The organism is Oceanobacillus polygoni (genome assembly GCF_008304605.1).
In the GTDB taxonomy this organism is placed as follows: Bacteria; Bacillota; Bacilli; order Bacillales; family Amphibacillaceae; genus Oceanobacillus; species Oceanobacillus polygoni.
This window is the reverse complement of record NZ_PIJY01000016.1, coordinates 19,804-39,345: the sequence shown is the minus strand read 5'-3', so window position 1 is coordinate 39,345 and position 19,542 is coordinate 19,804. Positions and strand designations below refer to the sequence as shown.

Below are 19,542 nucleotides of genomic sequence, written 5' to 3'. Positions count from 1 at the left end.
TGGTGAATCCAACTTAATACGTTATGCTATTAGAAAATCAATAAAGGACAAAGTGAGGGATTATACGATGGAAAGAATCGGAATTGATGCTGGAGGAACGCTTATAAAAATAGCCTATGAAGAACGTGAAAATCTTCACGTTAAGACGTATTCCATCCAAGAAAAAAATGAGCTACTTCAATGGTTACAATTCATTTCTCCCAATGCTACATTACATGTAACTGGAGGCAAGCGTAATTTAATTTCTAACCAGCCAAGCCAAAACATCCGTCTTTTAGATGAATTCCAATCCATCCTAGAGGGAACGCGCTATTTATTAAACTTAGAAAAGCAACAAAGGAAAAAGGATTATCTTGTTGTAAATATCGGTACTGGTACATCCATTTTTCATGTCACACAGCATAAGTTTGAACGACTAGCCGGAAGCGGTGTTGCTGGAGGAACATTAATGGGGCTTGGTTCATTAATTACAGGAAAGAGCACATTTCAAGAACTTATTACATTAGCAGAAGAAGGTAATCATGAAAACAGCGATTTATTAGTGAGGGATATTTATGCACCAAATAAGCCTCCTATTTTTGGAGATCTTACTGCAGCTAATTTTGGTAAAGCCAATAACAATACAACAGCTACAAAAGCAGATCATATGGCTGCACTTATCCAATTAATCGGAGAAATTACGATATCACTTACTAGTCAAGTTGCATTCCAAAAAAATATAGATACCATTGTTTTTATTGGCAGTACGTTAAATGGTAATGCTCCTTTAAAAAATGTTTTAAGCAGTTTTCAAGATAAGCTATCCTATGAGCCGGTCTTTCTTGATAAAGGAGCATATACTGGAGCAATTGGCGCCTTACTAGCTTGATTATCGTCGCAGAGATTCAGTCATCACGCTAACAATTTCTTATCTATTCATGGAGTTCAATTGCTTTGGTTCATCGTAAACTTCAAATCGGAGCCACATGTTGGCTTCGATTCCGGATGGGAAAAGGTTTTTTGAAACAATCATTTCTTCGCCTACGTCCTCTAGTAAAATAACAGCTTGATTATTTTCAAACCGGTCGACTACTCCAGTAAACTCCCCCACCTTCTCCATATAATTATGACTACTTGTTTCTATACATATAAAGAGTCCACATACGAACACGTAAGCTAGGATAACGACGCTTCGTTTCTTTTTACGTTTACTTACCATCTTTAAGATACACCACCTCTTTTATTTTGTTCATGTACCAACAAACCATTGCTAAACTTGTCTGTACCGCTCAATAGAGTTTCGTAGTTTTTCATCCTGTCCTATTAACAAGCATAGATTTCACTACTATTTTTTGGTACGCTTAATGTGAACATTACGTAATGGAGGTTTACAATTGAATAGAAGATTTTTTCTAACTATGATTTGCATCATCTTTCTAACTGCTTGTGGACAAACTAGCACTGAAAGCAGTCAATTAGAGACAGCATCACTGGAACAGACTACAAATGATGAGCGAACCACTACGAGTGAAAATGAAGATGAAGATATAAGCCACACCTCCTCCCTTTCTGATTTAAAAGTTCATTACATCGATGTTGGGCAAGCAGATGCTACGCTTTTCCAATATTCCGATCAGGATAAGTCGTATACAATCCTTTTTGATGCAGGTGATTGGAAAGGCGATGAGGTCATCGATCACCTCCAGGCACAGGAAGTTTCTGCAATTGACCTTGTTGTTATTAGTCATCCAGATGCTGATCACATCGGCCAATTAGCTGATCTCGTTCAACGTTTTGAGGTTGGTGAGGTTTGGATGTCTGGAAATGAAAGCTCATCGCAAACCTTCAGGCGTGGTGTAGAAGCCGTTATTAACAGCGATGCAGATTATCATGAGCCGAGAACTGGTGAGGAATATGATATCGGTCCTCTTAAAATTAAGGTTCTTTATCCGGATACAATCACTGGAAAATCAAATGAAGAATCCATTTCCTTACTGCTCACATATGGTAGCACAAAATTTTTATTTACAGGTGATGCTGGAAAAAGCGACGAACGAAACATCCTAAACAGTGGAGTCGACATAGGGGCGGATATTCTTCACCTCGGTCACCACGGCTCAAACACATCAAGTGACCCTGCTTTTATTCATGCAGTTGATCCAGAAGTTGCAATCTATAGTGCGGGTATAAATAATAGCTATGGACACCCTAGTCAAGAAGTCGTCTCACATATTGAAGATGCTGGCATTAAACTGTACGGAACGGATAAAGATGGAACAATTGTAGTCACATCTGATGGAGATAACTTTCATATTGAAACAAACAAGAAAGATACAGCGACAGCAGATTCCAATACATCAAATAGTTCGGAGCATGATACAGGCGCGAATGCTGAAACTGAAGAAACGACAGGTGATAATTCTTGTATTAATATGAACACCGCTACGGTTTCTGAAGTTCAAGCAATCATCCATATTGGCCCAGAGCGAGCTGCTGAATTAATAGATTTAAGACCATTTAGTAGGTTAGATGACTTAACGCGTATTCCTGGAATAGGGCCAGCTAGAATTGCAGATATTAAGGATCAAGGTATAGCTTGCATGCATTAACAAGGAGGTATTCATTTGAAAGGGATACTAGATCGATTTGAAGGTGAAAAAGCAGTAATTCTGATTGAAGAAACGAAAGAGGAGTATATTGTAAACAGAAGTGCACTTCCAGAGGGAAGTAAAATCGATACCGTATTTGCTCTTGAAAAAAATCGTACTACATACAAAATAAAGTGTATTGACGTTTCTAACACAAAGGTTGCTTCACAACAATCGTCTGATTTAATGGCAAAACTTAGAGCGAAAAGCAGGGGTAGCAAATTTAAAAAATAGAGATACTATTTGTTGGAAAAAGGTTAGCTTTATCATTAATTTAGAGGATAGAGCTAACCTTTTAATTAGCTTCCTAGGGTAATTTAGTAAATTACCCCACTAAGTATAGCTTCGAAATCAAGCTTTACCATTAATGATACGTTGCAAGCTTACATTAAATTCTTTGCCCCAAATCATGATCTCATCAATGATAACTCCCTCTTGTTCTGCAATTTCCTTTGTTGACTGGACACCCTGATCTGGCTGAAATGCAAATATACTCCCTATCCCAACATCAACGTAGGTATCATAAATCTCTAATCGATAAATGTGATAATAAAACCTTCTACGATTCTCTTAAAAAATCCCCTCTAGGTAGAAACTCTTTACAGTCTCTATTACTTCGCCTCTTTCCTCTCTATTAATCTTTTATATAACATCAAAAATTTAAATTTTTACATATTTCCCACCCAACATCCATTATAGGAAATAGGTAATGCAAATTCAACAATAAAAACTAAATTTAACCAAATTTTTAGACACTTAGAACTTTTAATTTCTATCCAAAATAAATATTATGTGTCTATTAACACGAAAACCTACATTTATAAAAGGTTTCGCAAAACGAATAACTAGTAAAAAAAGACCATTTTCGATAAGTGACAGCCTTCTAGATTTTCTGTACAATGAAGTTAATTCTATCTACTCTTATACCACGCTACCTACTACTTTATTGGATAGATTTATTTTAAGCTACAAGTTGAATTTTGATCTAGTTAGAAAATATAGTGTCTGTTCCAATCCATGAAAGGAGTTACAGCAATGCCTGTTTCTTTATTTTGGCTACTCATTACGTTGTTCTTAACTTTCCCTACTACATTGGGTACCCTTGATCATTTTCCTATCCAATTGAAGCACGAATCCATCGAAAATGCGGACCGTATACATAATGAAGCAATAATCGTTGATAGTCATATCGATACGATGATGAACGTACTTCATGAGAACACATGGCTCCCAGATATCGATATCGGGGAAAACACTTCCCTCCATGCTGATATACCAAAGCTTGAGGAAGGTGGAATAAATGTAGGTTTTTTCGCAGCATTTACAGAGGGATATTATGATAATAACCCACGCAGTATTAGTCGTACACTTGCATTAATTCATGCACTTTATTGGATGGAGGAAAATAATCAGGACCATTTTCAAATTGCCAAGACAACATTTGATATTTGGAATACTGTACAAGCAGGTAAAATTGCAGCCGTCCCTACAATTGAGGGTGCTTATTCTTTAGAAGAGCACAACGCAATTGAATTGCTCCATCAATATCACGACCTTGGTATTAAAGCGATTGGTTTTAATTGGAACTATTCCAATGCGCTCGGTGAAGGTGCGAATCAAATATATGGAGATCCAGCAAGAACTCCTTCAAACGGTGGATTAACGCAGCTTGGTGCACAGGTTGCAAAAGAAATGAATAAGTTAGGCATGGTTATTGATGTCTCTCATATGTCAGAAAACACGTTTTGGGATGTATTAGAAATTACCGATGCACCTATTATGGCAACACATTCTGGTGTAAAAGCGTTAAAAAACCATCAGCGCAACCTAACAGATGAGCAACTAATAGCCCTAGCTGAAAATGGTGGTGTCGTTGGAATTGTCTTTTATCCGGTATTTTTAACGGATAATCCATCTGCCTATGTTACCGATATCGCTGATCATATTGATTATGCTGTTGATCTAATTGGTATTGATCATGTTGCAATTGGATCTGACTTTGACGGTTCGGATATGCCTTCAGACCTACAAAGTGCTACCGAGCTTTATAAACTTACAGATGAATTACAAAATAGAGGATACTCTGATGAGGATATTGAAAAAATCCTTGGAAAAAATACACTTCGATTATTACTTGAAGTTGAAAAGGCTGCAACTATCAATCCATATGCAAAAGGGTTAAATATCGAAATTAATCCGGAATATAAAATGGGAGAAATAATTGAGGAGACAACGCCAACTATAAAAGCAACTATTGATGCACCAGCAGATGCAATTAAAACGTTAGACTTCCGAGTGATTGTCGATGGCATTGCTTATGAAGCCGATGTTGATGAAAGCTCTTCTACGTTATCATTTAAACTAACAGATTCATTAGTCGAGCAATTTCATGTGGTAACATTTGAAGCTACCGACAAGGATGGAAAAGTCGAACGAACTACGCGGATTTTCTACTTGGACGAGGAAGCATAAATTAATAAAGGCAAAATAAAATATCAACAGAGATCAATCGTAATCCTGTTGATATTTTTTATATTTTTTGTAGAATATTTTACTACAAGTTGATTACTACTAGTGTAACCCCTACTAGGCAAGTTTCCAGCGAATCGTTTTTGCTTTATTATATCGGTCTGCAACTGCTGGCCAATTGACGAGGTTCCACCACGCTTCAACATAATCTTTTTTCTCATTTAAATACTGCAAATAATAAGCATGCTCCCATACATCAAGGACTAACAAAGGAATCATATCTTGTTGGGAGAGGTTTTGGTGCTTTTCGGCTTGTAATATTTCCATTCTTCCTGAACGTGGCGCCCAAACAAGCATCGCCCAGCCTCCACCTTCCACTTGATCAGCTGCTTGAGTAAAATGCTCCTTAAACTGTTCAAAACTGCCAAAGTCACGCTCGATTGCTTGAAGTAATTCTCCTTCCGGTTCTCCTCCCGCATCAGGTGCCATAATCTCCCAAAATATCGTATGCAAATAATGGCCAGCACCATGAAAAGCAGCCTCTCGCTCCCAATGTTTAATCAGGTCAAAATCACCTGTTTGTCTCGCTTCTTCCATTTTCATTTCAGCTTTATTTAGTCCATCCACATAACTTTGATGATGTTTATCATGGTGTAAATACATAATTTCCTTCGCGATATATGGTTCTAATGCGTCATAGGGATATGGCAGTGGCGGCAGACGATGTCCACCTATTGGCACAAATGGCTGCCTTCCCTCTGCACGCACAAACGCTTTGTTTTGCTCATACAACGCATAAACTTGTTCAACTAATTTCGAGATATCCTGTTCCCCAATAGGTTCTCGATCTTTATCTGTAAACACGTTTTCAAATTGAGCTAATATGCTAGCAAACGCTTCCTTTGTCCGTCCTTCAAAATACTGTAAATCATATTCGAGTTGTCCTTTGTTTTCCTGATACCATTTCTGCACTTCTAATAAGTATGAATTCATAAGTCCCTCCTAGATGCCATGCTGATACCATCGTATGTGTCAATTGCCTATACGTTCCTCCAACAAAATTTATGTTGTTAGCTTCTTACTTATTCCGAAAGCTTTGATATCGTCTCTGCCAACAAGAAGCATCTTTCTGTCAATGAATCTATTTCTAAATATTCATCCTCATTATGAAGACCACCACCAACGGGACCTAATCCATCAACGGTTGCTACTCCTAAATTAGCAGGGAATGAAGCGTCAGAGCCACCTCCAGTATGAACGGCTTTTAATTCAATTCCTATCGCATCTGCAACATCTTGAATCACATGTAAAAGTTTCTTGTTTGCTTGGTTTAATTCAAGGGGAAGCCGGTTAATTCCTCCCTTTAATGTAATATGCGTACCTTTAATATCAGGTTTAGAGCAAATCTCTTCAATTCTTTTTCTTACATACTTTGCTTGATCACGACTCGTAATTCGAACATCCACCATACCCTTTGCTTCAGATGGTACAACGTTAACCGCATCTCCCCCTTCAATCACACCGACATTGATCGATATTCCTTTTTGTGCATTATTCAGCTGCTGCAGCTTAATGATTTTATGAGCAAGTTCTTCAATCGCACTTTTCCCTTCTTCGGGGGAGACACCGGAATGTGCTGCTTTTCCTTTCACAGATAAAATATATTTTCCACCACCGCGCCTTGCCGAGACAATGGAGCCATCTTTTCGTGCTGGTTCCATAATCAATGCATATTTTTTAGTAGTAGAAATTTCCTCAATCAGCTTTCTGGATGTTGGTGAACCGATTTCTTCATCACCATTTAAGATAATCGTTATGTTTTTATACGCATCGTTATTGTGATGGTATAGCGCTTTTACTGCATATAGTAGTGTTATTAGACTTGATTTCATATCAATAATTCCTGGTCCATAAGCGCGATTGCCCTTAATTTCGAATGGGCGGTCACGTACCGTTCCCACAGGAAAAACAGTATCCATATGAGCTACTAGTAAAATATCTGTTGATATATGTTCATCATATTGAATGACAATGTTATTTCCATACTGTTTGTTCTTTTGCATCGTAATCTTAAAGCCCATTTCTTTAAATGGTTTTAGCAGTATTTCTGCTACTGCATCAATGCCTTTTTTATAATTCGATCCACTATCTATGTTAACTAATTGCTCAATTAACCCAAGCATTTCCTTTTTATGATTCAAAATGTACTTCTCCATCATGGTTACCTTCCCTCGAGTAGATAGTCCCTTTCCCCTCACTTAAAGGATAGTGACAGGCTACAAAATGCCCGGCTTCTTTTTCTTCAAATAATGGTTCTTCCTGTGTGCATAGCTCTGTAGCATATGGACAGCGTGGATGAAAAACACAACCTGAAGGTGGATGAACTGGGTTTGGAATATCTCCTTTTATTAATACTCTATGTTCTTTCAAATCCCGCTGTGTGGGGTCTGGTACTGGAATAGCGGATAAAAGTCCTTCGGTGTACGGGTGCTTAGGCTTTAAAAACAGATCTTCCTTTGTTGTTAACTCAACAATTTTACCTAAATACATGACAGCAATGCGATCACTAATATGTTTCACAACAGGAAGACCATGTGCGATAAAAAGATACGTAATCTGAAACTCCTTTTGAAGCTTTACAAGTAGATTTAAAATTTGTGATTGAATCGATACATCAAGCGCAGATACAGGTTCGTCGCATACAATTAGCTTTGGGTTTAACGCGATTGCTCGGGCAATTCCGATACGTTGCCGCTGTCCTCCGCTGAATTCATGAGGAAAACGCTTTGCATAAGATGGATTTAATCCAACAACTTCCATTAAATCCAGCACTCGTTCTTCTAGCTCTTTTTTAGATAATGACTCGTGGGTGCGAATTGGTTCTGCTATTAAATCAAATACACGCATTCGTGGGTTAAGGGAGGAATAAGGGTCTTGGAAAATAATTTGAATATCAGATCGCTTCTTGCGTAATGCTTCCCCTTTTAATTTTGTAATATCTTCGCCTTCAAAGTAAATTTCTCCTGCAGTTGGTTCTAACAACTGAACAATCATATTCCCTGTCGTAGATTTACCACATCCAGATTCTCCAACAATCCCAAGTGTTTCCCCAGCATCAATAAAAAAGCTAACATCATGTACTGCTTTTAAATCATTTTTATTCCTCTTTAAAAAGCCACTTTTGATTTCAAAAAACTTCGTTAATCCTTTCACCTCAAGTAAATGGTCTTCACGCATCACTACCCCCCTTTCATTCATGTAACCAACATCGAACCGTATGTCCTGGTTTAATCTCTTTTAATTCTGGATGAACAGTTCTACACGTTTCCATAACTGATTCACAACGGTCGGCGAATCGGCAGCCAATTGGGTAATCAAGTGGATTTGGTACAGTGCCAGAGATCGATATAAGTTCTTCTTTTAATTCATGCACTTTTGGTGTACTAGCGAGTAGTCCCTTCGTATATGGATGTTTCGGATGCTTAAATAATGTATAGACATCCGTCTCCTCAACGATTTGACCACCGTACATGACAATGACTCGATCTGCCATCTCTGCAACGACACCTAAATCATGGGTTATGAGCAAAATTGACGTTTCAAACTCACGAATTAATTCTTTCATTAAAGTTAAAATCTGTGCCTGAATCGTGACGTCAAGTGCTGTCGTTGGTTCATCTGCAATTAATAATTCGGGATTACAGGAGAGTGCCATCGCAATCATCACCCGTTGTCTCATCCCACCACTTAAGGCATGTGGATAGGAATGGAACACCTTTTCAGGCCTTGGGATGCCAACTTTTGTTAACATCTCAATTACTAACTGTTTCGCTTCTTTCTTACTTTTATTTTGATGTTCGATAATAGATTCTGAAATTTGATTCCCCACCGTAAACACTGGATTTAAAGAGGTTAGCGGCTCTTGGAAGATCATTGCTATTTTATTGCCACGAACTGCTCGCATTTTTTTCTTTGAATAGTCTACTAGATTATGACCTTCAAAGAGAATTTCTCCTGATTCGATACGACCTGGCGGCTCAATTAAACGCATCAACGATAGCGAGGTTACACTTTTACCGGATCCTGATTCCCCTACAATCGCCAGTGTTTCCCCTTTTTTTATCGATAAGGATACATCATCAACCGCAGGCACAGTCCCTTCTTCTGTATGAAAATAGGTTTTAAGATTTTTAAGTTGAATGAACGATTCCCCCATCATTATTCCTCCTTAACATGCGTGTTCAAAAGGAAGATGAAAAGACCGAGCAGTTCGAGGCCGCGTAGCTTTGAGCAGCGGAAAAGCAAGCCAACGAGCTTCCACAGGATGTGGTGACTTCGACGTTCGACACAGGACGTGTCGGTAATTAGTCGAAGGTCTTCTACTCCTGATGCGTCATTTTCACCGGACTTTTTTGAACAACCTCTTACCAGTATCTATTTTGTACGTGGGTCTAGAACATCACGGAGCCAATCACCTAAAAAGATAATACCGAGGACCGTTATAGTTATTGCAATACCCGGAAAAGTTGCTAGCCACCAGCTTGTAGCTAAGTAGTCCCTTCCATCACTTAAAACCGTTCCCCATGATACAGTCGGGGGTTGTATGCCTAAACCAAGAAAGCTTAAAGAAGATTCTAGGATAATCGTTGACGCTACACTCAATGTTGAAATTACAATAAACGTGGAGATAACATTGGGCATCAGATGTCTCGTGATAATTTTATTATTTTTTACACCAATGGACCTGGCCGCTCTTACAAAATCTCTTTCTTTTATCGATAAAACCTCACCTCGCACCAGCCGTGCATATGATGTCCAATTTGTTAAGCCAAGCACAACAATTAGCGTCATAATACTCGGACCAAAAACGGCTAAAAAGACGAGTGAAAATAGAATTGTTGGTATGGCAAGAAATGAATCTACAAAGCGCATTAAAATATTATCTAAGAACCCACCGTAAAACCCGGAAATTAACCCGATACTAACACCAATTATGCCAGACAAGAGAACTGCCGCAATGCCGACAAGCAACGATACTTGAGAACCATAAATAATTCTGCTTAAAATATCTCTCCCAAGATTATCCGTTCCTAGCAAATGCGCTGTGCTTCCCCCTTCCATCCATGAAGGTGGCACATGCAAGCTACTTGGATTAATAGCATTTGGATTATATGGTGCAAGTAGTGGTGCAAAAACAGCTACGAAAACAATAAAGAGAACAATGAGCAGTCCTACTGTTCCTGTCTTACTTCTGAGTAATAGCTTACTCCATCTTTTAAACGTTCCATTTCGCTTTCTCATATATGCTTGAGAATCCGCATCTATTATTGTTTTCGATTGTTCCCCCAATCATTCACACCTCCTAATCCAATTTAATTCGGGGGTCTAGAATACGGTAAATGATGTCGGCTAATAGGTTCATTAGTATGACGATTGCGGCTATAATCATGACACATGCTTGAACAATTGCCATGTCACGCGTATTAACAGCCTGTATGAGTAATTGCCCAATTCCCGGCCATGCGAATACTGTTTCGGTGATTAAGGCACCGCCAATCAGTGTTGATGTTTGTAATGCTGTTATCGTTACAAAAGGAATAAGTGCATTACGAAAGGCATGTTTATAAATTACTTGCACCGACTTAATTCCTTTGCTTTTTGCAGTGCGTATATAATCCTGATTTAATATTTCAAGCATGCTGGAACGGATCAACCTTGTCATTTCAGCAGCAATCCCTGTTCCTAATGTGATAGCAGGAAGGATAAGATGAGCAAAACTCCCTCTCCCCGAAACCGGTAATACACCTAAGGTTACGGAGAAGAATAAAATCAGCATAATACCGAGCCAGAAATTCGGCATCGCTTTTCCAACAACTGCAGCACCAGTAGCGATTAAATCGATACTTGAATTTTGCTTCGTCGCTGACCAGATTCCAAATGGTATAGCGACCATAATCGCAATAATAATTGCGGCAATCGCTAACTCAAACGTAGCTGGCAGGCGCTCCCAAACGACAGACAATGCATCTTGTCCATAGCGAAAGGATTCCCCAAAATCTCCCTGAACCACACGAAAAACATAGCTGCCATACTGTACATAAAATGGTTCATTTAGTCCGATCGATTCTCGTAACTGTTCAATCTCTTCCAATGTAGCATCGTCTGGAAGCATAAGCGCAACAGGGTCACCAGCAATGAAAACGAGTGTAAAAACAATAAATGAAATGATAAGTAGGACTGGAATAATTTGCAGCATTCTTCTAACGATATAATTCACCGGCTATCGTCACCTCCGAATTGCCTTTCATGGAAGAATGGAGGCCTCCCCACTCTTCCAACAGTTATTTTCTAGTGATCGATTCAATATAAATCATCTCATCCATTGTTGGTGTATAATCAATCCGATCAACCACCCCTATATTTATTGACTCCTGATGCAGGACTAGATGGGCAACATCTTCAGCAAGCAGTTTTTGAATTTTTATATATTGTTCATTTCTTTCTTCGACATCCATATTTTGCTCAGCAGCGACTAACAATTCCTCTACTTCATCATTTTGATAATCAAGCTGTCCAATAAAACGGTCATATCGGTAATAATCCAAGGCATTAGCGGCATCAAACATCGAGTTACCAAGCCCTAATAAATAGGCATCTTTGTTCTCTCCCGCGTTTCGCAGCTCAAGATAATTACTCCACTCCATAAACTCGATATGCATGGTTACCCCAATTGCAGCTAACATTCCAGCTACCATCTCTGCAATTTCTGCATCCTGCAGGTAACGTCCTCTTGGCGAATGAAGTGTCATTTCAAAACCATCTTTAAACCCGGCTTCAGCTAATAATTCCTTTGCTCTTTCCGGATCATAATTGTACGTATCATATAAATTTGCTGCATGGCCAACATCTCCCGGTCCAACACGTGTTATCGATGGTGTACCAGCACCGCCTAAAATATTGTCTACAATTGCCTGATTATCAATCGCTAAATCCAACGCTTCTCGCACTCTTTTGTCTTCTGTTGGATACCCTTCCGTCGACCTTAAGAAAATCATTAACGTTCGGTTAGAAATTCCTTGTGCCAAATAGGTCCCTTCATTTTCATTTACCCGCACCCAATCACTCGGCGGAATATTGACAGCCATATCCACCCCAGCTGTTAGCAATTCCGAAACCCTCGTTGAATTCTCTGGAATAATCCGATATACAATTTCATCCCATTCTTCATTTTTGCCGTTAAAATAATCCTCAAAAGCTGTCAGCACAATGCGATCATCCCGAACCCATTCGACAAACTCGAATGGCCCAGTCCCTATAGGATTTGCAAGAAAGTGATCAAAACCATTTTCTTCAATATAATTTGCAGGTAAAATACTTGAGCCAATTCGTGAAATACGATTTAAGAGGGCAGGATCCGGTTCATGTGTATGAATACGAAACGTAGTATCATCGATAATTTCAACTTCCTTAATTTGTCTGTAGTTTGCATGATCCAGAAGTGTCGTATCAGTTGCTGCACGTTCTAGGGAATACTTAACATCTGCTGAAGTTAAGGCGTCCCCATTATGAAACGTCACTCCATCCTTCAATTTAAATTCCCATGTTAGGTCATCGATATTTTCATAGCTTTCCGCTAAATCCGGCTCCATTTCTCCTGTGTCGTTATTACGTTTAACCAAGTAGTTAAACATATTAATATGAATCGCTTCTGTTGAGGTATTATTGTGATTATGCACATCGAACGATACCATGTCTGTTCCAAGTGCAATCGTTAGTGTACGATTATCTTCGTTAACCTCTTCCGTTTCACCAGTTTCGTCTTTATTCTCACCTGTACAACCAACTAAAAGCCCGATTGCAACAAACAGCATACAGATAAACCAAAGCTGTTTTCTCTTCATTTTATTGCCCCCTTTGGATAAAAAGTTCTATTTCTATTGAAAATCAGTAAACCCATTATTTTTTCATTAAGTTGTAAAGTGATTGAGAGAACTAGTGGATTTATACGATGGTTGCACTGTGAGAGTTGGCTAGCGAGAGGATAGATTAAGACTTCGATTATATTCAATTGATTATATGTTGTTGGATAAAAATTGATGATTATTTTTCTATAGGGCTATGTTCGAAACTTTGGGATCTAAATCAATGTTTTTGTCCATTAAAAAGATGAGTAAGAAATAATCATTCTACTCATCTTTTTAATTCTTTATTTAAGGAAGTTTTTCCAAATTACTATCGGTCAAGTGACAGGAAACCTATCTATTTTAGGTTTTATATCTAGCAAACATAGAAATCGCCTGCTTATATATTGCTTTAAATGCTGGATAAATCCAAAACTGTCTGTAAAACGACATTTACCCCTTGTTCGCAATCTTTCCAAGTAGTCAGTTCATCTTCGGCATGACTTTTTCCATTCACACTTGGCACAAAGATCATAGCAGCAGGTAGATACGTCGCAATAAATTGTGCATCATGTCCAGCACCACTCGGCATGCGTTTATATGAATAGTCTAGAGATTTACAAGAATCTTCTAAAGCGTTTACAAGTTTATCATTAAACCATACTGTGTCACGCTCCCAGAGTTTCCTAGCCGTTACTTTACATTTCTCTTTACCTTCCGATTGTGTTAACCTCTGAATAATTTCCTCCACCTGCCAAATCGTAGTCGCTTCTTTATGGCGTGCCTCAAGTGTAAAAACAACTTTATTCGGAATCACTGTATGGATATTCGGACTTACATTCAGCCGACCAATGGTATAAACAAGATCACTGTCCAATTTGCTCATTTTCTCTCGTATTTCATTGATTAAGGAATTGGTAGTAAATAAGGCATCTTTTCTCATTTGCATTGGAGTAGTTCCCGCATGGTCAGAATCTCCAACTACTTCAATTTCATAGCAGCACATGCCTACCACACATTCTACTATTCCGATATCGATGGATTCACTTTCTAAAACAGGCCCTTGTTCAATATGCAACTCCAAAAAAGCCTTTGCATCTGTCAAACGGTTTTCTTTGCTTCCTTTATAACCACTTGCATGTAAAGATTCAGCAAATGTTATGCCATTTTTATCGGTCGATCTCAACATCTCATCTTTATCGAACCTTCCTGATAAGACCCCTGAAGCCATCAGCGAAGGTTCAAATCTAGCACCTTCTTCATTGGTGATATTGGCTACCACGACCGGAATCTGTGGCTTGATATTATTTTCGACCAATATTCTTACTACCTCAAGGCCAGTTAAAACACCTAGTACACCGTCAAATCTCCCACCTTTTTCTACGGAGTCTAAATGCGATCCGATAACAACTGGTGGCTTGTCATTTTCCACTCCTTCTAGCGTTGCATACATATTACCCATATCATCCCATTTCACCGTCATCCCTAACTCTTCACAGACTGATTTAAAATGATCCCTTACTTTTATATCGATTTCGGATAATGCTAAACGAGTGACACCGTTATTTTTTGTTCTTCCAAAGTCTGCAAATTCTTCCACGGTTTGTTTTAATCTTTCTCCATTAATTAATACTTTTTGTTTCTCCACTGGAACTCCTCCTGCGTTTATTGTTTTTGAAGTTGTCGTTTAATTAGTAGTGTCGTTACATACTTTCTACTGTCAGCGTTCAAAAGCAGAATGGACTTCATTTTCATTAAGCCCTCTTTTTGGAACTCCACCTTATCACCGTCCAGGCTCCCTGTAATCGCAGTGATTTTATAACCATTTTTAACAAACTCATCAATTAGCTGTTTTTCTTGTAAAAACGCTTGATAACTTGACAATGTGATACCCCCTAATCTAATCATTCTATTATTTGCCTGCTAATTTAGCTTTTTCTAATCATATCCCTTTACCGAATACAATCGACCTCTTCTTCATTTAAAATAAAACCGAATAGCTGCTTAATTTTTTTTATTCATCAAGCAGCTACGGGGAATTTCATAAGTTCAATTACACGCTTTTAACTTTTTCTTCTTCATTCGTTTGCACAGAATTAAATTTAGCTCGTTTTAAAAACTTTCCTGTCCCTGGTTTGGCAACTAATTCCTTGTCCTTGATGACAAATTCTCCACGAGATAGAACTGTTACAGGCTGACCAATTATCCTCATTCCTTCTAAAGCGCTATAATCAACGGCCGAATGATGTGTATTAACGGAAATCGTACGTTCCATATTTGGATCAAATAAGACGATGTCAGCATCTGTCCCAGGCGCAATCGTTCCTTTTTGCGGGAATAAACCAAACAGTTTGGCAGTCTGCGTCGAAACCATGTCAACAAATTGATTAATTGTAATGCGTCCTTTTTTCACACCTTCTGAGAACAGAACGCTAAAACGATCTTCGACAAATGGCCCACCATTTGGAATCTTTGTGAAGTCACCTTTTCCCAAATCCTTTTGTCCATCAAAGTCGAAGGAACAATGGTCGGAACCGATTGTTTGCAACTCGCCACTTTTCAAGGCATTCCACAATACTTCATGATTTGATTTATCGCGTAATGGTGGAGACCATACGTATTTTGCACCTTCGAAATTAGGTTTTTCCAAATAGGTTTGATCAAGTACTAAATATTGTGGACAAGTTTCTCCGTAAACAGAGAATCCTTTGCTTCTAGCTTCGGCAATTTGTTCTACTGCTTCTTTACAAGTGACATGAACTACATATAATTGAGAATTAGCTAATGCCGTTAATTTCGCAGCACGGCCTGTTGCTTCACCTTCCAGTTCTGGTGGACGAGTTAAGGCGTGATAGATTGGATCGGTATTGCCTGCTTTTAACGCTTCTTGTGTCAAGTGTTCAATAACATCCCCATTTTCTGCATGTACCATAACTAATCCACCATGGTCTCTTGCAGTAATCAGGGTTTGGAAAAGTGTTTCATCATCTGCTTGTAAAACATTTTTGTAAGCCATAAATACTTTAAAGGAAGTAACTCCTTCTTCTTCAATAATAGAGGGTATTTCCTGTAAAATATTTTCATTTGCTTCTACGATTTGCAAATGGAACCCATAGTCAATCACTGCTCTGCCTTCTGATTTGGCATGCCATTTTTCCAGTGCACTTTTCAGCGTTTTTCCTTTTTCCGTTAAACAGAAGTCAATAATCGTCGTTGTTCCACCGTGTGCAGCTGCAATGGTTCCGCTTTCAAAATTATCCTTTGTTACAGTTCCGCCAAATGGCATTTCCATATGAGTATGCGGGTCAATGCCCCCAGGAAAAACGTAAAGTCCTGTTGCATCAATAACTTCTGCATAGACATCACTTAAGTCCTGTCCAATCGCTTTCACTTTTTCATCTTCAATTAACACATCCGCTTGATAAGTGTCTGTTGCTGTGACAATCGTTCCATTTTTTATAATTTTTTTCATCTATGATTCCTCCCTCAAATAAAAAATCTGCAGCCAGTAATTAGCGTCTTTCCAGCATTTGAATTGCTGCCTGACGGTCATTCCAGGACATCGGGGCTTCAGTTGGAATTAAATCAATCATGTCAATCGCGCCATCCACCGGACAGACGATGGAGCATAGGTTACAGCCAACACAGTCATCTTCTCTTACTCTCAGAATATCATTTCCATTTTCATCTGTAAGCATATCAATACATTGATGGGATGTATCTTCACAGGCAATATGACATTTATTACAATTAATGCAAACATCATTATTAATACGGGCAACCACTTTATGATTTAAATCCAGGTTACTCCAGTCCGTATACTTGTCAACAGATTTTCCTATTATGTCACTTAGGGAATCAATCCCTTTTTCATCCAGATAATTTTCCAAGCCCTCTGTTAAGTCATCAATAATCCGGAATCCGTGATGCATTGCTGCTGTACATATTTGTACACCACCCGCACCCATCAGCATAAATTCCACGGTATCTTGCCACGTAGAAATTCCACCAATCCCTGATATTGGGATATTCACTTCTGGATTTCTTGCGCATTCTCCAACCATATTTAATGCAATTGGTTTCACTGCTGGTCCGCAATATCCACCATGTGCCCCTTTTCCGTTCACATTTGGAAGCGTGTTCCATGTATCTAAATCTACACCTATTAAACTATTAATCGTGTTAATTAAACTGATGGCGTCTGCCCCACCTCGAGCAGCAGCCTTTGCTGTTGCTGTTATATCTGTAATGTTTGGGGTTAGTTTAGTGATGACCGGTACCTCAGCAGCTTCCTTGGCATACATCGTCGTCATTTCTACTAAATCTGGATGCTGACCAATAGCTGAACCCATTCCTCTTTCAGACATGCCATGTGGACAGCCAAGATTCAGCTCAAACCCATCAACTCCGACGTCCTGAACTCTTTTTACAATCTCATGCCATTTTTCACGCTTAGGCTCTACCATCAAGGAAGCGATAATGACTCGGTCAGGAAAAAGCTTCTTCGTTTCATAGATTTCTTTCAAATTAACATCTAATGGTCGATCTGAGATTAACTCTATATTGTTAAAACCAGCAACTCGCTGTCCGTTAAAATGAGAGGCGCCAAATCGAGAGGTAACATTTAATACTGGCTCTCCTAATGTCTTCCATACGGCCCCTCCCCATCCTGCTTCAAAGGCACGCTGTACTTGATATCCGGTATTCGTCGGGGGTGCAGATGCCAGCCAGTACGGATTAGGTGATTTGATTCCAGCAAAATTAATACTTATATCAGCCATTTACATCCTCCTAATTAATTAAATCTATTATGCATAATCTGTTACAGATTCTTTAAAGCGTTCGTGAATTGCTAATGCCGTATCTTTTCCTTGTTGAGCAGCAGTTACGACCATGGCTTCTCCAAGCCCTTTGCCAAAAATCATGTCTCCTGCAGCATACACTTTTGGATTAGATGTTATAAAAGTTTCTGGATCGACTTTTACAACCCCACCATTATGCTTCAAACCAAAATCCTCAATCATTTTCATATGTCTTGTTTGACCAATGGCTTTGACAACTATATCTACATCCATCAAGAATTCGGAGCCTTCTTTTTCCACTGGTCGAGGGCGTCCGTCCCCACCAACCTCATGTAACTCCATCTTCACACATTCCATTTGTTTTACATGACCATTTTCATCACTGATAAGTCGTTTTGGGTTGGTCAGCCATCTAAATTCCACACCATCTTGTTTGGCAAACTCATATTCAAAATCATAAGCGGTCATTTCTGCTTCTGTTCTACGATAAAGAATTTTCACATTGTCAGCACCAAGTCTAACAGACGTTGTCGCACCATCAACCGCGGTATTCCCTGCACCGATAATAACAACACGTTTTCCAATAAACTCCTCTGCATAATCACCATTTTTCGTTCTTTCTACCAAGTCAATAGCGTCGTATATTCCTTCTAGTTCCTCGCCTTCAATTCCAAGCATTGGAACTTTGGACATTCCAATAGCTAGTACTACCGCATCATATTGTTCTACAAGATCATCCGCAAAAATATCCTCACCGATTTCGGTATTCGTTCGAATTTCCACTCCTAAATTTTCCACTTGTTCCACTTCCCAAAGTGAAATATCTTTCGGTAGACGGAAAGGAACAATTCCAAATGTATCCAACCCACCAGCTTCACTTTTAGCTTCAAATATAGTTACTTCATAGCCTAATCGAGCCAGTTCACGTGCCGTTGATAAGCCAGCAGGTCCACTGCCGACAATAGCAACCGTTTTCCCGTTCTTTTTGCCTGCTTTAAATAATACTTCTTCATTCTTAATTGCCCAATCTGTAGCAAATCGTTGCAAATCCCCAATTGGAATGGGTTTGGTAGAGTAATTTAGTACACAGGCACCTTCACAGAGTTCTTCTGTTGGACAAACTCGTGCACAACTAGCTCCGACTGGATTTGAATCCATAATCGTTGTTGCAGACCCCTTCAAGTTCCCAGAAACAATCTTTTTAATGAATCCCGGAATATCAATCCCTGTCGGGCATGCAGTGATACAAGGTGCATCATAACAGTATAAACACCGATTCGCTTCATCCAGTGCTTGCTCGGAGTTAAAACTTGGTTTAGATTCCTCAAAGTTTGCTGCAAGTGCCTCACCAGATATAAGATTTTTTAATAAATCTCTCAAAGATAAACCTCCCTTTAAAACTCTTTTTAAAAATGAAATAGAAGATTACTATATACTTATGCGGTAACCTATTAGCAAATCACCATTTTAACTATAGCAATCTTCTTATTAAGGATTATTTACTTTTTTGGCTGGAATAATTTATTTAGTGGTGTAAATAGAAAATCGAGGAAAGTGTGATACCAAAAATTTATTGAGTAAGACGTGAATCTACTAGTAGGTATTTTTCGTGCATTTAATATAATAAATTTATTATTTTCATCATTCGACAAATGGTAAAATCGCTATTTATATTTTAATGTAACAATATAAGTTATTTTGCTAAATATATTTCCATGTGCTTTCAATAGTGGCTTTTTATCC

At 38.7% G+C, this 19,542-nt stretch carries 17 protein-coding genes; 4 read left to right on the top strand and 13 right to left on the bottom strand.

Annotation, left to right across the window (positions count from 1 at the left end; translation table 11 throughout):
• The first annotated feature begins 67 nt into the window (after positions 1-67).
• Positions 68-868 carry a type II pantothenate kinase gene (gene coaW / locus F1560_RS05680; protein ID WP_149473670.1) on the top strand — a complete coding sequence of 267 codons (801 nt, stop codon included), beginning with the start codon at positions 68-70 and terminating at the stop codon, positions 866-868.
• A gap of 39 nt (positions 869-907) precedes the next feature.
• Here coaW and F1560_RS05675 read toward each other — a convergent pair whose 3' ends face one another.
• Positions 908-1,198 carry a DUF3006 domain-containing protein gene (locus F1560_RS05675; RefSeq protein ID WP_149473669.1) on the bottom strand — a complete coding sequence of 97 codons (291 nt, stop codon included), beginning with the start codon at positions 1,196-1,198 and terminating at the stop codon, positions 908-910.
• A gap of 175 nt (positions 1,199-1,373) precedes the next feature.
• On the opposite strand from F1560_RS05675, the gene F1560_RS05670 reads away from it, so the two are divergent.
• The 3 genes from F1560_RS05670 to F1560_RS05660 all read left to right on the top strand — a co-directional run bounded on the left by F1560_RS05670 (position 1,374) and on the right by F1560_RS05660 (position 5,099).
• Complete coding sequence (locus F1560_RS05670) at positions 1,374-2,588, top strand: MBL fold metallo-hydrolase (protein WP_149473668.1); 1,215 nt, start codon at positions 1,374-1,376, stop codon at positions 2,586-2,588.
• 15 nt (positions 2,589-2,603) lie between these two features.
• Positions 2,604-2,861, top strand: coding sequence for a DUF3006 domain-containing protein (locus tag F1560_RS05665; protein ID WP_187773641.1), 258 nt, complete (start codon positions 2,604-2,606; stop codon positions 2,859-2,861).
• An 801-nt stretch (positions 2,862-3,662) separates the two neighbouring features.
• A complete protein-coding gene (locus F1560_RS05660) occupies positions 3,663-5,099 on the top strand; it encodes a dipeptidase (RefSeq protein ID WP_149473666.1) in 1,437 nt (478 codons plus the stop codon).
• 114 nt (positions 5,100-5,213) lie between these two features.
• Here the strand turns inward: F1560_RS05660 and F1560_RS05655 are convergent, their stop codons facing one another.
• The 12 genes from F1560_RS05655 to F1560_RS05600 form a co-directional block, all read right to left on the bottom strand.
• Entirely contained in the window at positions 5,214-6,089 is an 876-nt protein-coding gene (locus F1560_RS05655; RefSeq protein ID WP_149473665.1) for a Fe-Mn family superoxide dismutase, read from the bottom strand.
• 89 nt (positions 6,090-6,178) lie between these two features.
• Entirely contained in the window at positions 6,179-7,312 is a 1,134-nt protein-coding gene (locus tag F1560_RS05650; RefSeq protein WP_149473664.1) for a M20 family metallopeptidase, read from the bottom strand.
• Complete coding sequence (locus F1560_RS05645; protein WP_149473663.1) at positions 7,287-8,333, bottom strand: ABC transporter ATP-binding protein; 1,047 nt, start codon at positions 8,331-8,333, stop codon at positions 7,287-7,289. The genes F1560_RS05650 and F1560_RS05645 overlap by 26 nt, the downstream gene beginning before the upstream one ends.
• Before the next feature lie 13 nt (positions 8,334-8,346).
• Positions 8,347-9,312 (bottom strand): ABC transporter ATP-binding protein, encoded by a 966-nt coding sequence (locus F1560_RS05640; protein WP_149473662.1) that lies wholly within the window; start codon positions 9,310-9,312, stop codon positions 8,347-8,349.
• A 218-nt stretch (positions 9,313-9,530) separates the two neighbouring features.
• Complete coding sequence (locus tag F1560_RS05635; RefSeq protein ID WP_149473724.1) at positions 9,531-10,397, bottom strand: ABC transporter permease; 867 nt, start codon at positions 10,395-10,397, stop codon at positions 9,531-9,533.
• A gap of 61 nt (positions 10,398-10,458) precedes the next feature.
• Positions 10,459-11,373 carry an ABC transporter permease gene (locus F1560_RS05630; protein WP_223116400.1) on the bottom strand — a complete coding sequence of 305 codons (915 nt, stop codon included), beginning with the start codon at positions 11,371-11,373 and terminating at the stop codon, positions 10,459-10,461.
• A 64-nt stretch (positions 11,374-11,437) separates the two neighbouring features.
• The gene (locus tag F1560_RS05625; RefSeq protein ID WP_149473661.1) at positions 11,438-12,997 is read right to left on the bottom strand and encodes an ABC transporter substrate-binding protein; all 1,560 of its coding nucleotides are present in this window, start codon (positions 12,995-12,997) and stop codon (positions 11,438-11,440) included.
• 412 nt (positions 12,998-13,409) lie between these two features.
• Positions 13,410-14,645 carry a Zn-dependent hydrolase gene (locus F1560_RS05620; RefSeq protein WP_149473660.1) on the bottom strand — a complete coding sequence of 412 codons (1,236 nt, stop codon included), beginning with the start codon at positions 14,643-14,645 and terminating at the stop codon, positions 13,410-13,412.
• A 17-nt stretch (positions 14,646-14,662) separates the two neighbouring features.
• Complete coding sequence (locus F1560_RS05615; protein WP_149473659.1) at positions 14,663-14,881, bottom strand: hypothetical protein; 219 nt, start codon at positions 14,879-14,881, stop codon at positions 14,663-14,665.
• A 169-nt stretch (positions 14,882-15,050) separates the two neighbouring features.
• The gene (gene hydA / locus F1560_RS05610; RefSeq protein WP_149473658.1) at positions 15,051-16,469 is read right to left on the bottom strand and encodes a dihydropyrimidinase; all 1,419 of its coding nucleotides are present in this window, start codon (positions 16,467-16,469) and stop codon (positions 15,051-15,053) included.
• Positions 16,470-16,509: 40 nt separating this feature from the next.
• Positions 16,510-17,778, bottom strand: coding sequence for an NAD-dependent dihydropyrimidine dehydrogenase subunit PreA (preA, locus tag F1560_RS05605; protein ID WP_149473657.1), 1,269 nt, complete (start codon positions 17,776-17,778; stop codon positions 16,510-16,512).
• A gap of 27 nt (positions 17,779-17,805) precedes the next feature.
• A complete protein-coding gene (locus tag F1560_RS05600; protein WP_149473656.1) occupies positions 17,806-19,179 on the bottom strand; it encodes an NAD(P)-dependent oxidoreductase in 1,374 nt (457 codons plus the stop codon).
• Positions 19,180-19,542 lie beyond the last annotated feature (363 nt).

Excerpts from the sequence above, each read along its gene's own strand:
- F1560_RS05655 (WP_149473665.1), bottom strand. The coding sequence starts at position 6,089 with ATGAATTCATACTTATTAGAAGTGCAGAAATGGTATCAGGAAAACAAA.
- F1560_RS05635 (WP_149473724.1), bottom strand. The coding sequence starts at position 10,397 with ATGAGAAAGCGAAATGGAACGTTTAAAAGATGGAGTAAGCTATTACTC.
- preA (WP_149473657.1), bottom strand. The coding sequence starts at position 17,778 with ATGGCTGATATAAGTATTAATTTTGCTGGAATCAAATCACCTAATCCG.
- hydA (WP_149473658.1), bottom strand. The coding sequence starts at position 16,469 with ATGAAAAAAATTATAAAAAATGGAACGATTGTCACAGCAACAGACACT.
- F1560_RS05640 (WP_149473662.1), bottom strand. The coding sequence starts at position 9,312 with ATGGGGGAATCGTTCATTCAACTTAAAAATCTTAAAACCTATTTTCAT.
- F1560_RS05650 (WP_149473664.1), bottom strand. The coding sequence starts at position 7,312 with ATGGAGAAGTACATTTTGAATCATAAAAAGGAAATGCTTGGGTTAATT.
- F1560_RS05645 (WP_149473663.1), bottom strand. The coding sequence starts at position 8,333 with ATGCGTGAAGACCATTTACTTGAGGTGAAAGGATTAACGAAGTTTTTT.
- F1560_RS05625 (WP_149473661.1), bottom strand. The coding sequence starts at position 12,997 with ATGAAGAGAAAACAGCTTTGGTTTATCTGTATGCTGTTTGTTGCAATC.
- F1560_RS05660 (WP_149473666.1), top strand. The coding sequence starts at position 3,663 with ATGCCTGTTTCTTTATTTTGGCTACTCATTACGTTGTTCTTAACTTTC.
- coaW (WP_149473670.1), top strand. The coding sequence starts at position 68 with ATGGAAAGAATCGGAATTGATGCTGGAGGAACGCTTATAAAAATAGCC.
- F1560_RS05675 (WP_149473669.1), bottom strand. The coding sequence starts at position 1,198 with ATGGTAAGTAAACGTAAAAAGAAACGAAGCGTCGTTATCCTAGCTTAC.